The following is a 14,440-nucleotide window of genomic DNA, read 5'->3' on the forward strand; positions in this document are numbered from 1 at the left end:
ACTGCCATCATGAACCGGGAAGAGATTTTCAACGGGCTCGCCAAGAGCCCGAAGGTGGACGTGTGCGTCCTCGGCGGCGGCATCAACGGCCTCAGCGTCTTTCGTGAACTGGCGCTGCAGGGGGTGAACGTGCTGCTCGTCGAGAAGCACGACTACTGTTCGGGCGCGAGTGCGGCGCTGTCACGCATGGTGCATGGCGGTCTTCGCTATCTCGAAAATGGCGAGTTCAGCCTGGTCAGGGAATCGCTGGTCGAACGCGATCGGCTGCTGAAGAACGCGCCGCATTACGTGGCGCCGCTGCCCACGACCGTGCCGATCTTCGACATCTTCTCGGGCCTTGCCAATGGCGCGGTTCGCTTCCTGGGATTGACGCGGCGGCCAAGCCGCCGTGGCGCCGTCGCCGTAAAGATGGGCCTTGGCATCTATGATTTCCTGACGCGCAAGCGGGCGCTGATGCCGAAGCATGCCTTCCGCGGGCGGCGCACGACGCTTGCACGCTGGCCGGCGCTCAATCCCGACATCAAGAGTTCCGCGACCTATTACGACGCCTGGGTCAGCCAGCCGGAACGTCTCGGCATCGAGCTGTTGAAGGACGGGCTTGCCGCCGGTTCTCACGCGCAGGCGCTGAACTACGCCGAACTGACGCTGGCCGCACCCGGACGCTACGAACTGAAGGACGATGTCACCGGCGCCGTCGCTGCGATCGAGCCCGGCCTCATCATCAACGCTACCGGCGGCTGGATCGATATCGCCAACGGCGCACTGTTTCCCGCAACGTCGAAGCCGGCCCCGTTGATGGGCGGCACCAAGGGCTCGCATCTGATCATCGACAATGCCCAACTCATGGAAGCGCTTAACGGCCACATGATCTATTACGAGAACGAGGATGGCCGCATCTGCATCCTCTTTCCATATCTCGGCAAGGTGCTGGTGGGCTCGACGGACATTCGTGTCGATGATCCCGAAACCGTGCGCTGCGAAGCCGACGAGCGCGACTACATCCTGCAGTCGCTCGCCTTCGTCCTGCCAGACATCCGGATCAGGCCGGAAGAGGTGGTGTTCCAGTTCTCGGGCGTACGGCCGCTGCCGGCGAGCCAGGACAGCTTCACCGGTCGCATCCCGCGCGACCATTTCTGCACCTTCGTGGAGGGTGTTGAGGGCGGTCCGCCGGTGCTCTGCATGATCGGCGGCAAATGGACGACGTTCCGCTCCTTCGGCGAAATGGCGGCCGACCTCACCCTGGAACGGCTCGTAAAACAGCGCCATGTCAGCACCGGAGAACGTGCCATCGGTGGCGGGCAAGACTATCCCTCCGATCGCGACCGATGGGTCGATGATGTTGCGGCAGCCACCGGGCTTTCGCGGGAGCGCATGCAAGTGCTTTTCGTCCGCTATGGAACGGGCGCGCGAGACGTTGCCGATCTCATCGCCGCCGGCGCTGACCATGCCTTGCCGCATCCGGATTACTCCGCGCGCGAGCTGCAATACCTGATCCGCAGCGAAGCCGTCGAACATCTCGAGGACGTGCTGCTGCGCCGCACGACGCTTGCAATCACCGGCGAGCTCTCGCTCGACATGGTGGATGCGGTGCTCGCCTTGCTTGCCATCGAAAAGCAATGGTTGCCGCCGCGTGTCGCGGTCGAGCGTAAGCGATTTCTTGCCCTTCTCGTCGAGCGCCATGGCGTCGACGAGGAAACCCTATCCGTACGGAACGAACAAAGGAGTGCACTATGCGAAACAACAGCAAGGTCCGGATGAACCGTCTGTTCGGCAGTGGACGTTGCCTCGACGTCGCGATCGATCATGGCGTCTGCAACGAACCCTCCTTCCTCAATGGTCTTGAAGACATGTCAGCCGTGTTGAAGGCGCTGGTCGCGGCCGCACCGGATGCGATCCAGATGAATTTTGGCCAGGCGGATCTGTTGCAGGAGGTGCCGGGCAAGGACAAGCCGGCGCTGGTCATGCGTCTCGACATGGGCAACCCCTATAACCGCATCCGCCACCGGCACATGTGGGCCGTGTTGCAGAACGAGGCCGAACCGTTGATCGGCGCGCTGGCGATGGACGCGGCCTGCGTCGTCGTCAACCTCTTCATGCTGCCGGACGAGCCCGATCTCTTCCGCCAATGCGTCGCCAACATCTCGCGCGTGCGGGCCGATTGCGACAAGTACGGCATGCCGTTGATGATCGAGCCGCTGGTGATGCAGCCGGTGACCGAGCACGGCGGCTACATGGTCGATGGCGACGCCGAGAAGATCGTGACGCTGACCCGGCTTGCGCGCGAGATGGGCGCTGACATCGTCAAGGCGGACCCGACCACCAATGCCGAGGATTTCCACCGGGTCGTCGAGGCGGCGCGCTGCCCGGTTCTCGTGCGTGGCGGCGGCAAGGAGGACTTGCGCAACGTCTTCGACAAGTCGGCGGCCTTGATGCGTCAGGGCGCAATGGGCATGGTCTATGGGCGCAACATCTACCAGCACGCCAATCCGAGCGCCGTTGTGCGCGGCCTGATGGCGATCATCCATGAGGATGTAAGCGGCGAAGAAGCCTACGCGCTCTACCAGCGCGGTTGAAATCGCTCAGCCGGAACCGCTTCACCAGCGATGCTCCGGCGCAAGAGGAACGCTGCCGCTGTGAGGACACCGGCGGCGTTCCGGCAAATGGATTAAGGACCTTGGGGAGGGGTTCGGCAATGGGTAAGTATCTGCTCGGGATCGACGCCGGGAACACCGTGATCAAGACGGTACTTTTCGATCGTGACGGCAACGAGATCGCGATGGCCGCGGAAGAAGGGCACAGCCATGTGCCGATGCCCGGCCATGTCGAGCGTGGGCTTGGCGAACTGTGGAGCCATGCCAAGGTGGTGATCCGCGCCTGCATCGAGCGCGCCGGCATCGATGCCAGCGAGATCGCGGCGATCGGTTGCGCCGGGCACGGCAACGGTCTCTACGCGCTCGATCGAGACGGAGAACCGCTTGTCGGCATACAGTCGCTCGACACTCGCGCCGCCGGCCTCGTCGAGGAGTGGCAGGCCGCAGGCGTCGGCGAGCGAACCTATCCGATCGCCGGGCAGAAGCCCTGGCCATCACAAACGCCGACCCTGCTTGCCTGGCTGAAGCGCCATCGGCCTGACCAGTTTGAAAAAATCGGCACGGTGTTTCTCTGCAAGGACTTCGTCATCAATCGCCTGACCGGCGCGCGCGTCAGCGACGTCTCGGACATGAGCGGCGCGGGCCTGCTCGATGTCGCCGGTAGGCGTTACGATGCGGCATTAATGAAGGCCTATGGCCTCGGCGAAGACATGGACCTGCTGCCCGATCTCGCCGAAAGCGCCGATATCGTCGGACGCGTTACCGAGGAAGCGGCGGCGCAGACGGGTCTGGCTGCCGGCACACCCGTTGTCGGTGGGCTCTTCGACGTGGTCGCTTCGGCAATCGGCTCGGGCGTCACCCGCACCGGTGCTGCCTCGATCATCGCCGGCACCTGGAGCATCAACCAGGTGATCATCGACCAGCCTGATCTCTCACATCCGCTCTTCATGTCCTCGACGTTCGATCGCAAGCGCTACATGGCGATCGAGGCGAGTGCCACGTCGGCGGCCAATCTGGAATGGCTGGTGCGCGAGCTCTTCCCGCACGACGGCAAGGATGGCCGGTCGCCCTTCGATCTCTGCTGCCAGCTGGCAGCCGAGGTCACGCCGGCCTCTGATGACCCGCTCTACCATCCGTTTCTCTATGGCGCTCAGCAGGACGGCAACGCGCGCGCTGGCTTCTACGGCGTCGCCGGCTGGCACGGCAAGGGTCATCTGGTCCGCGCCGTGCTTGAAGGCGTCGCCTTCGGCCATCGCCAGCATATCGCGGCGTTGCGCGCAGCTGGGGCTCGCTTCGAGGAGGCGGTGCTTTCGGGTGGCGGATCGCGCAGCCTGATCTGGCCGCAGATCTTCGCCGACGTGCTTGACGTGCCGGTGACGGTCGCCCGTTCACGCGAGACCGGCGCGCTCGGCGCCGCGATTACGGCTGGCGCCGGCATCGGCTTTTTCGCCGATATCTCCGCCGGTGCTGCGGCGATGGTCAAGACCGAGCGCCACTACCGTCCAAACCCTGCACTTGCCGCGCATTATGACAGGCGCTTTGCGCTTTACGGCGAGATCGCCGCTGCCATGGCGCCGATCTGGCGCCGGCTTGCAACGCCCGAGCGATCGGCGCGGGAAGCGGCGGAGTGATCAGGGCAGGGGCATCGGTCTGTCGGGGCGCTGCTGGGAGGAACGTTGCAGCGCCGCCGCAAACCGTCTGACCCGTCAGAAACGCATGTTGATGCCGGCCTTGATGACGTGGCTGTTGATGTCTTTCTCGCTGGAGCCTGAGCTCGTGTGGGTGCGGACATCGGGCGTCGTGATGTAGTTGTATTCGAGCTTGGCGGAAAGGCCGCCGGCAAAGGCCTGTTCCACGCCGGCGCCGAGCAGGTAGCCGCCCTTGAAGCCGACGTCGTTACGCACGTCGCCGCCCTTCTTGTAGCTGGTCATGGCGTAGCCGGCCGTGCCGTAGACGAGCGTCTGGTCGAAGGTGAGACCCGCCTTCGCCTTGATGGCGCCGCGCCATTTCTCCTTGAGCTTGCCGCCGTTGACCTTGTGCTCGGTGTCGCCGAGATAGGAGCCTTCGATTTCCGCCCCGACGATGCCGGGGCCGGCCTGCATGTTGTAGCCGGCCTGGACGCCGAGCGCGACGCCATTGCGGTCGGCGAACGGGTTGGGGCTGCCGGTAAAGCCAAGGCCGCCATGGGCACCGACATAGGCGCCGCTCCAGCTGAAGGCCGGCGGGTCCTGATAGGTGGGGGCGGAGAAATCAGCCGCCTGGGACGGCTGTGCGCCGCAGAGGGCGAGAAGGGTAAGACCCGACCAGATGGAAAACTTGCTGGACTGCCGCATTTGCTTGCTCCGTGCATAGGAAACGCGCCTTGATGGCGCTTGCGTCCTCCCATGCGCGCTTCACCTTTGGGGTGGGATGGCGATGTTTGGACGGTACACGGCCTTTGTCAGCCCCACGGATTGCATCAACATTGCGCAACTTATCTAAGTTACTGATTTTGTTGTTAGTTAACTGTTAACCATACGCCGACTGAGAAAAATCCTAGCCGGCAGGCAAGGTGATGCGGAAGCAGGCGCCACCCTTGGGATCATCGACCACCGAGATGTGACCCTTGTGGCGGCCGATGATCTCGCTGACCAGATGCAAGCCGAGGCCGGCGCCATGGTCCCGCGGCTGCAGGCGATGGAAGGGCTCGAAGATCCGGGCCCGTTCCCGCTCCGGTATGCCGGGACCTTCGTCGGTAACCTCGATCACGCCGCCGCGCTCCACCCGGATCGTGATCAGGCCGCCGGCGTGTTCGATGGCGTTGCGCACGAGGTTGGTGACCGCCCGCTCGATGGCGCCGGTATCGCCGCGCACGACGACGCGCTCCGTGCCCGGAGCGAAGGAAAGGTCGCAGCCGGCCGAAAGCGCAAGCGGGGCGAGGTCGGCCGTCACGTCGCGGCAGAGCGAAACCAGGTCGAGCTGCCCGAAATCCGTGCCGTCGCGATCGATGCGTTCGAGGTCGAGCAACTGTTCGGCAAGCCCGGCAATGCGATTGGAATCGATCAGCAGGCGGTTCCTGAGCGGGCCGGCCTCCATGCTTTCCAGGCGCGTGTGCAGGATCGCAACCGGGGTTCGAAGCTCGTGTGCCGCGTCGAGGATAAAGCGCTGGCGGCGCTCGTACCCCTCATCGAGCCGCTGCAGTGCGCCGTTGAACGCCTCAACGAGCGGTCGCACTTCGCCGGGGATGCGATGATCGGGCAGCCGGGCACCGCGGCGCTCGACATCGATCGTCTTTGCCTGGTCGACAACTTCGGCAAGACCGGCAAAGGCGCGCCTTACGATGATCGGGATCGCGAAGGCCGGGATCAGCACCACGATCAAGACGATCGGCAAAAGCAGAAGGTTTGCCAGGATGAACACCGCGAAGGACGCGCTCCAGAGCCGCCCTCCGCCGGCAAGCACCGTATAGGTGCCGTTGTCCGTGGTCAACGAGCGCACGATCGACGAGAGGGTATAGGGCTCGATGCTGTCACGCATATCGCCAAAGGCGATGCGGTCGAGGTGCTCGCCAATGCTGCGATAGGCGTCCGGCACCGGTCCGCTGCGGATCATGTCGCCGCGTTCGTTGCGTGCGACGAACCAGAAATCGGCGGACTCGGCCCGCATGGCAAGCAGTTGCGGCGTCTCAACCAGCGTCAGTCCACCGGCGGGATCCGGCCGGATTGCCCCGGCCGCGATCGACGCGGCGTCGGCGTCGAGGAACTTGCCGCCGAGATCGGCGCGCGTCAGCAAGGCCATGAAGCCGGCGATGACCGCCATCAACAGCAGCACCTGAAAGGTCAGGATCTGCCAGATCAGACGCTTCTTCAGCGAGTTGGTGGAAGCGTTCGTCATGGAGAGGGTCTCAGAAGGTAGCCAACGCCGCGGATGCTGTGAATTTCAACGCCGGCACCGGTTTCCGAGAGCTTGCGGCGCAACCGCGAGACATGCGCGTCGAGAGAATTGGACTGGATCTCGTCGTCATAGCCATAGACGGATTCCTCCAGAGTCGAACGCTGCACCGTGCGCCCCTGCCGGCGCGCCAGTGCCTCCAGCACCAGGAGTTCCCGCCGCGGCAGGTCCAGCACCCGGCCGTCGACGCGGGCCTGTCTGCCTTCGAAATCGAAGATCAGCTGGCCGATGCGGGCGGTGATCGGCGCAATATCAGGTGAACGTCGCATCAGGGCACGAATGCGCGCCAGCAACTCCTCCACGGCGAACGGCTTGGCGAGATAGTCGTCGGCGCCCATGTCGAGCCCCCTGACCCGTTCGTCGATGGCGCTGCGCGCCGTCAGCACGATTACCGGGATTCCCGATCGTAACGCACGCACCCGCGGGATCAGCGACAGGCCATCGCCGTCGGGCAGTTGCCGGTCGAGGATGATGCCGTCGTGAACCTGGTTGGCCAGCGCCGCCATCGCATGGTCGATCGACGGTGCATGGTCGAGGATCATGTCATAGCGGCTGAGTGCGGCACTGAGTGCTGCCGCCATTTCCAGCTCATCCTCGACAAGGAGCAGGCGCATTGAATATCTCCGAATCCGATAGGCGTGTCTCGTTCACGTCTGGTGGACGAGGATTGCAACAACGTTGCGGCCTTTCGCTGCCTTTCTAGCGGCGAGAACGGGAGCCCGGCAATGCAGAGCGGCCGGGGCTTACCGTATTCGGATGGGACGGAGAGAATAGCCGCGCATTTGCGGGGCGAGCGATCGGAAAAGAGCCCTCAAAAATCGCCTTGCGCGGCAGCGCCGGGCGGGCGCTGCCGCGCAAACGATGTGTCGCTGCGCAAGGGTACGCAGCGGCACGGACCGGCCATGGACCGGCCGATGACGGAGGTCAGGCGACGGCCATGATCCGCTGGAACGCATCATAGGCCGCAAGCACCGTTTCCTTCTGAGCCTCATGGCCGGCAATGAAGGCATCGCCGTAGATGGTCTCATCCGGGTACTCGGTGATCAGCGTCAGCGGTGCCGTGTGGCGGTCGTCGACGGAGATCATGCAGGGGAAGCCGTTGATGATGCGGAAACCGGTTTCACCGGCATGCGTCTCGTAAAGCGCGATCTGGGCGTCGTTGTAGGCGAGCAGGCCCGGAACGGCCGCAAGTCGCTCGGTGACTTCCGCGATCAGCTGTTCGGCGCGCGCTTCCCATTCGGCGTGGTGGCGCATGATCAGGAAGAAGCCCTTGGGCAGGGTCCACATGGCAAAACCGCGTGGCACGTAGCCCGAAAGCGGCCGCGTCCACTCATGCGAGGGATAGCCGTGCAGGTTGACGTGCAGCTGCGCGCCGGTCAGCCGCTCCGCCTCCTTACGGATCTCGCGCTCGTTGAGTGCTGCACCGGTGCGGTATTCGAGATCGTCGCCAAGGGCGGTGTAGCGGGCGGCATGGTGCATGTGCAGCGGATTGTCGACGCGCAGCCGCTGGTGCACGGCATAGCCGTCGGGGTTTTCGAGCGGCGAGATGGTGAAGTGGCTACCGGTGCGGGCGGCGAGCGCCTGGGCGGCGCGAAGCACGCCGACGATGCCGGTCGTCTCGTTCGGATGCTGTCCGCCGCTGATCATGACCGGCGCATCGCTTCCCTTGTGATAGCGGGCCTTCACCGGCCGGCCGGCACGCGACCTGGCCTCGAAGGGCTGGCCGTCGATCGCGGCGAGTTCGGCATGGATCTGCGCCACCGCCAGCGGTGCCTCGGCGGTGTCGAGCGGCAGGGTTTCGCCTTCGACATCCGTCGCCTGCAGCGGCCGCGCCTTGACGACGACGGTGGGCTTGCCGACGCCGAAGACGATCTCCGGCACGATCTGGCCGGGCTTCAGGCCACGGTCGCCGAGCGGGCGGCCGGACTTCTTCTGGAAGACTTCGAGCAGCGAGAAATAGAAGTCCTCGTGCAGCGCTTCGCGAAGGCTGATGACTTCCTCGCCGACAGGCAGGCGGAAGTCGGTGATCGGCAGGGTCACGCGGATGTTGAGCTCTTCGAAATAGGGCTCGCTGTCACCCCAGGCATGATCGGAGATCGCCTGCATCGTGCCGGCAAAAAGCCGCTCATAGTCGGTATCGAGGTGGCATTCGCGATGCTTGTCGCAGCCCTCGTCGAGGCGGATCCAGCCGGTCGGCGACAAAAGCGTCTCGCCGATGAAATCGGTGTGGATGCGGTTCGGTGCGAATACGGCGTGGTTTTCCTGGCGCCCGTCACGGAAGGTCAGCGCGACATCATAGGTGAAGGCCTTGGCACTGCCTGCCTCGAAGCGGATCTCGGCATCGCTGACGAGGGCTGCGAGCGGATAGGCTTCGAGCAGGAAGCGGTTCTGAGGGGCGCCCTCATGCTGGGGATAGCGGACGACGACGCTTGCGAGGGCTGCGCGATCCACTTCTTCCAGGAAGAAATGCAGCAGCGGCTTGTAGGCGCTTCTGAGCGCCGCCTTGACGCCGAAGCTTGCAAGCTTCTGTTCGGCAGCCTTGCGGCTGGCGGCATCGTCGAACAGCCAGGCTTCGAGCTTGGTGCCGCGGGCGGCTTCCTTGCCGTAGGTGGTCAGAAGCGTGTCGAGGGTGCGCTCGAAGGCGCCTTCGAAAATCGTCGTCATCGTGAAGTTCTACCGGTTGGGTCGAGGCTGTCACGCAGCCAGTCGCCGAGAAGATTGAGGCCGAGAACGGTGAGCAGGATCGCAAGGCCCGGGAAGACGCTGACCCACCAGGCGTTCTGCAGGTAGGTGCGGCCGTCGGCCAGCATGCCGCCCCAGCTCGGGATCAGCGGATCGACGCCGAGGCCGAGGAAGGTGAGGCTGCTTTCGAGCAGGATGTTGTTGGCGACGTTGAGCGTCATCAGCACGATCACCGGGCCGATCAGGTTCGGCAACAGGTGCTGGAACAGGATCTTGTAGTCGCGAACGCCGATGGCGCGGGCCGACTGGATGAACTCGCGCTCGCGCAGCGACAGGACCGAGCCGCGCACGAGGCGCGCATATTGCACCCACTGCGAGACGATCAGCAGGATGATGGTGTTGCCAAGCCCACCGCCGACGATGGCGATGAAGGTGATGGCCAGCAGGATGAAGGGGAGCGCCAGCTGCACATCGGCAAAGCGCATGACGAGCATGTCCCAGAAGCCGCGATAGTAGCCGGAGACAAGCCCCATGACCACGCCGACGACGACGGCGCCGGCAACCGACGTCAGGCCGACGAGCAGCGAGATCTTGCCGCCGGCAACCACGCGAGCCAGCACGTCGCGGCCAAGCGGGTCGGTGCCGAGCGGATGGGCCCAATTGACGAAGGGCGGCGTCAGCCGCGCCATAAGGTCGATCTTGTCGACGCCGCCGGGAAAGAGCACGCCAGAGAAGAGAACGGCGAGGCAGATGCCGCCGGTGAGCAGCGCTCCGAGGATGAATTCGAGGTTGCGGAAGCGGGCGAAGCGGGTGCTGGAAGCCTTTGACGACATCGGCTCACTCCGTCCGGATGCGCGGATCGACGAGGCCATAGGCGATGTCGACCAGAAGATTGACGAACACGATCATCAGCGAAAGCACGGTTATGACCGCCTGAAGCACGGGGTAATCGCGCGAGGCGACCGCGTCGAAGGCGAGCGTGCCCATGCCCGGCCAGTTGAACACCAGCTCGACGACGACGATGCCGCCGAGCAGGCCGCCGAACTGCAGGCCGAAATAGGTGATCAGCGGGATCGCGCAGTTACGAAGTGCGTGCTTGTAGAGCACCTTGCTTTCGCTGAGGCCCTTGGCGCGCGCGACCATGATGTATTGCGACTGCAAGGTTTCCAGCATCGCGGTGCGCACCAGGCGCACATTGGTCGCCGTCAGGATGATGCCCATGGTCAGCGCCGGCATGATGAAGCTTGCAAAACCGTCCATGCCGCTTGGCGGCAGCCATTTGAGGACGATCGAGAACAACAGGACCAGCATGATCGCAAGCCAGAAGTTCGGGAAGGAAAGCCCAACGAGCGACAGAATGCGGATTGTCTGGTCGGCCCACTTGCCGCGGGCGACGGCGGCGCGGATACCGAGCGGAATGGAAATCGCGATCGAGACGATCAGCGAGGCGAAGGCGAGCAGCATGGTCGCCGGCAGCGCAGAGGCGATCAGCTGCGAAACAGGCGTACCGCCCATGAAGGAGCGGCCGAAATCGAGCCTGAACATGCCCGTGATGAAATCGGCATATTGCGCCAGGAACGGCTGGTTAAGGCCGAGCCCCTCGCGGATGCGCACGAGGTCGGCCTCGGTGACGCTGCCAGCGCCCTGCGCCAGCATTAGCGCGGGGTCACCGGTGAACCGGATGGCATAGGAGACGGTCAGTGTCACGACGAACACGACGAAGACCGCCTGCAGAAAACGTTTGATCAGAAATCCGGCCAAGTGACCCGCCCTTTTGGAAAAATGGTCCGCCGCCTCAAGCGTGAGGCGGCGGACCGGCCTGTATTACTCGACCGTCACGTCCGTCAGCCGCAGGCGGCTATCCGGCACCGGCGTGAAGTTCTTGACGCGCTTGCTCACGCCGAAGATGGCGTTGAGGTTATAGAGCGGCATTTCGAGCGAACGGTCTGCGGCGTAGTTGGCGATCTGCTTGAGGATCTCCTCGCGCTTTGCCTGGTCGGTGATCGAACGCTGCGACTCGAGCAGCTTGTCGAGTTCCGCGTCCTTGTCGTACGGGTTCCACTTTTCGCCCGAGTGGTACATCGAGTAGGCGGTGTTGTCGTAGTCGAGCGTCCAGCCGCCCCAGGACTGCTGGAACAGCGCGCCGGTCTTGCCGGCCGGGATGATGTCGTTCAAGAGAACGTTGGTTTCATAGGGCTTGATCGTCGCGTTGATGCCGATCAGCTGCAGGTAGCTTGCGATAGCCTGCACGACCTCGTTGAAGGTCGCGTCGTTACCGCGAACGTCGATCTGCACGGAAGCGCCCGGCGCAACGCCGGCTTCCTTCAGAAGCGCCTTTGCCTGTTCCGGATCGTACGGCAGCGGCTTCATCGCCGGGTCGAAGCCGAAGGAGAGCTTGCCCTGGAAACTGGCGATCGGATCCGCCTGGCCGGCGAGGATCGACTGGATGATGGTGTCGCGGTCGACGCCGAGGATCAGCGCCTTGCGGACCTTCGGATCCTTGGTGATGCCGTCGCGCGTGTTGAATCGCAGCGCGTAGACCGTCGGGCCGGCGCTGGAGACGATCTCCAGATTGCTGTCGCCCTGGATCGTCGGGATCATGCCGATCGGAATGGTCGGCGGGATGACGAGATCGACGCGGCCGGCCTGCAGCTCGGCAACGGCGGTCGCCGGCTCCGAAATGAAGCGGTAGTTGAGGTTGGAAAGCTTCGGCGCGCCGCCCCAATGATCTGCGAAGGCTTCGAGCTTGATGCCGACCTTCGGCTCGTAGGAGACGAACTTGAACGGGCCGGTGCCAACAGGATGGGCGTTGAAGTAGTCCTCACCTTTTTCCTGGATGTACTTCGGCGGCACGATCATCGCGCCATAGCCGGCGAGCTTCGTGAGAAGCACCGGATCCGGCGTCTTCAGGACGAGGTCGACCGTCTTTTCGTCGACGATCTCGACCTTTTCGATCACGGCATAGTTGGACTTCTGCGGACCCTTGGAGCCTTCTTCGCCGAGCAGGCGGTCGAAGGTGAACTTCACCGCTTCTGCATTGAAGGGCTCACCGTTGTGGAACTTGACGCCCTCGCGCAGCGTGAAGCGCAGGCGTTTGCCGCCGTCTAGCTCTTCCCAAGCAGTAGCAAGGCCGGGCACGAGCTTCAGATCCGGACCGCGATAGGTCAGGCCGTCATAGATATTGGTGGCAACCGACGCCCAGTTGACGAGGAAGGTGTCGACCGGGTCCCAGCTTCCCGGATCCTGCGGCGAAGATACCGTGAGCGTGCCGGCGGCAAAGGCCGGGGCTGCGGTCATGAAACTACCCGCCATCGCAAGGGCGATGAAAGCGGCGTGGATCCCCTTTTTGTTGATCATTTACTCACTCCTGTTTCGACAGCCTTCCTGAGAAGAGAAAGCGGCTCACGCACCCTTGGCCACGTAATGGCCAGGGGCGATTTCTTTACGCGGCAGCACCGCGGGTTCGTCGCCGACGCGGCGGATCGGGCTCGGAATCTCGCCCTCCAGCATGGCGCGCTCGCGACCCTTGCCGGGCTCGGCGACGGGCACCGCGGAAAGCAGCCGGCGAGTATAGGGATGGGACGGCGTCTCGAAGACCTGCTGGCGGCTGCCGAACTCCATGACCTGGCCGAGATAGAGCACGGCGACGCGGTGGCTCATGCGTTCGACCACCGCCATGTCATGGCTGATGAAGAGATAGGCGAGGCCCTCCTGTTCCTGCAGCTCCATGAACAGGTTGATGATCTGCGCCTGGATCGAGACGTCGAGAGCCGAGAGCGCCTCGTCGGCGATGATCAGCTTGGGACGCGAGGCAAGCGCACGCGCGATGCAGACGCGCTGGCGCTGGCCGCCGGAGAATTCGTGCGGGTAACGCTTGGCGTGAGCTGGCGTCAGTCCGACGCGCTCCAGCAATTCATGCACGCGCTTTTCGATGTCCTTTTCACCGAGGATCAGGCCGTGGGTACGGATGGGTTCGGCGATCGAGAAGCCCACGGTCTTGCGCGGGTCGAGCGAGGCGAAGGGATCCTGGAAGATGTACTGGATTTCTTGCTTCAGCCGCTGCCGCTCGGCATAGCTCATGGCCGAGACCGGGCGACCGCCAAAGAGGATCTCGCCCGAGGTTGCGTTCTGCAGTTGCTGGATCGTGCGACCGATCGTCGACTTGCCCGAGCCGCTCTCGCCGACCAGCGCCAGCGTTTCACCCGGGAAAATGTCGAAGCTGACGTTTTCGATGGCGTGCACGCGGTGCGTCGCCTTGCCGAAAAGGTTCTTGCGCACGTCGAAGCGGGTGACGAGATCACGCACCGAAAGGATCGGTGCCGCGTCGTAGCGGGCGGTGCGCTGGATATGGGTTTCGCCGACGCGCTTCGGTTCGCCGTCGACCATCATGGTCAGCGGCAGGCGCTTCGGGAATTCCTCGCCGGTCATGCTGCCGAGTTTCGGCACGGCGGAAAGCAGCGTCTGGGTATAGGGGTGCTTGGGGCTTGCGAAGATCTCTCCGACCGGACCTTCCTCGACCTTGCGGCCCTTCCACATGACGACGACGTCGTCGGCCATTTCGGCGACGACACCCATGTCATGGGTGATGAAGATCACCGCCATGCCGAGTTCTTTCTGGAGGTCGCGGATGATCGTCAGGATCTGCGCCTGGATGGTGACGTCGAGCGCCGTTGTCGGCTCGTCGGCGATCAGCAGTTTCGGCCGGCAGGCAAGCGCCATGGCGATCATGACGCGCTGGCGCATGCCGCCGGAAAGCTGGTGCGGATAGCGGCCGATCAGTTCTGCAGAATCAGGAAGGCGCACCATGTCGAGCAGGCGGCGCGTCTCGACGAGCGCTTCGGCCTTGGTCATCTTCTCGTGCAGCATCAACACTTCGGCGACCTGGTCGCCGATGGTAAAGACCGGGTTCAAGGACGTCATCGGCTCCTGGAAGATCATGGCGATCTCCTTGCCGCGGATCGCGCGCATGGTCTTCTGCGGGGCGCTCGTCAGATCGATTTCGCCGTCCTTGCCGCGAAACAGGATGCGGCCGGTCGGAAACTGGCCGCCCATCATGTCCGAGAGCCGCATGATCGACAGCGACGTCACCGATTTGCCGGAGCCGGATTCGCCGACGATTGCGAGCGTCCGGCCGGGCGTCACCGTGAAGCTCAGGTCTTCGACGACAGGATTGCCGTTGAAGGCGACGGAAAGCTTCTCAACGGCGAGCAGGGGCGCAGGCGTATCGACGGTCACGC

At 64.0% G+C, this 14,440-nt stretch carries 11 protein-coding genes; 3 read left to right on the top strand and 8 right to left on the bottom strand.

What is annotated here, in order from left to right:
* Positions 1-9 precede the first annotated feature (9 nt).
* The 3 genes from BLU15_RS17485 to BLU15_RS17495 all read left to right on the top strand — a co-directional run bounded on the left by BLU15_RS17485 (position 10) and on the right by BLU15_RS17495 (position 4,222).
* A complete protein-coding gene (locus tag BLU15_RS17485) occupies positions 10-1,758 on the top strand; it encodes a glycerol-3-phosphate dehydrogenase/oxidase (RefSeq protein WP_090296786.1) in 1,749 nt (582 codons plus the stop codon).
* Positions 1,731-2,573, top strand: a complete 843-nt coding sequence (locus tag BLU15_RS17490; RefSeq protein WP_090296789.1) for a class I fructose-bisphosphate aldolase — start codon at positions 1,731-1,733, stop codon at positions 2,571-2,573. The genes BLU15_RS17485 and BLU15_RS17490 overlap by 28 nt, the downstream gene beginning before the upstream one ends.
* A gap of 119 nt (positions 2,574-2,692) precedes the next feature.
* Positions 2,693-4,222, top strand: a complete 1,530-nt coding sequence (locus BLU15_RS17495; RefSeq protein ID WP_090296791.1) for an FGGY-family carbohydrate kinase — start codon at positions 2,693-2,695, stop codon at positions 4,220-4,222.
* Between the two features lie 75 nt (positions 4,223-4,297).
* Here the strand turns inward: BLU15_RS17495 and BLU15_RS17500 are convergent, their stop codons facing one another.
* The 8 genes from BLU15_RS17500 to BLU15_RS17535 form a co-directional block, all read right to left on the bottom strand.
* On the bottom strand, positions 4,298-4,924 hold the full coding sequence (locus BLU15_RS17500) for an outer membrane protein (protein WP_051659706.1): 627 nt from the start codon (positions 4,922-4,924) through the stop codon (positions 4,298-4,300).
* 202 nt (positions 4,925-5,126) lie between these two features.
* A complete protein-coding gene (locus BLU15_RS17505; protein ID WP_090296793.1) occupies positions 5,127-6,464 on the bottom strand; it encodes a sensor histidine kinase in 1,338 nt (445 codons plus the stop codon).
* The gene (locus BLU15_RS17510; RefSeq protein WP_060521968.1) at positions 6,461-7,135 is read right to left on the bottom strand and encodes a response regulator transcription factor; all 675 of its coding nucleotides are present in this window, start codon (positions 7,133-7,135) and stop codon (positions 6,461-6,463) included. Before BLU15_RS17510 ends, BLU15_RS17505 begins: the two co-directional genes overlap by 4 nt.
* Positions 7,136-7,445: 310 nt before the next feature.
* Positions 7,446-9,185 carry a M14 family metallopeptidase gene (locus BLU15_RS17515; RefSeq protein WP_090296796.1) on the bottom strand — a complete coding sequence of 580 codons (1,740 nt, stop codon included), beginning with the start codon at positions 9,183-9,185 and terminating at the stop codon, positions 7,446-7,448.
* Positions 9,182-10,036: an ABC transporter permease gene (locus tag BLU15_RS17520; protein ID WP_060581039.1), complete on the bottom strand. Its 855-nt coding sequence runs from the start codon at positions 10,034-10,036 to the stop codon at positions 9,182-9,184. Before BLU15_RS17520 ends, BLU15_RS17515 begins: the two co-directional genes overlap by 4 nt.
* 4 nt (positions 10,037-10,040) lie before the next feature.
* Positions 10,041-10,964: an ABC transporter permease gene (locus BLU15_RS17525; RefSeq protein WP_034805623.1), complete on the bottom strand. Its 924-nt coding sequence runs from the start codon at positions 10,962-10,964 to the stop codon at positions 10,041-10,043.
* 63 nt (positions 10,965-11,027) lie between these two features.
* Positions 11,028-12,515, bottom strand: a complete 1,488-nt coding sequence (locus BLU15_RS17530; protein ID WP_370689612.1) for an ABC transporter substrate-binding protein — start codon at positions 12,513-12,515, stop codon at positions 11,028-11,030.
* Positions 12,516-12,605: 90 nt separating this feature from the next.
* Positions 12,606-14,438 (bottom strand): ABC transporter ATP-binding protein, encoded by a 1,833-nt coding sequence (locus tag BLU15_RS17535; protein WP_244546762.1) that lies wholly within the window; start codon positions 14,436-14,438, stop codon positions 12,606-12,608.
* Between the last annotated feature and the right edge of the window lie 2 nt (positions 14,439-14,440).

The sequence above is a fragment of the Ensifer sp. YR511 genome (assembly GCF_900103045.1).
Classification (GTDB): Bacteria; Pseudomonadota; Alphaproteobacteria; order Rhizobiales; family Rhizobiaceae; genus Ensifer; species Ensifer adhaerens.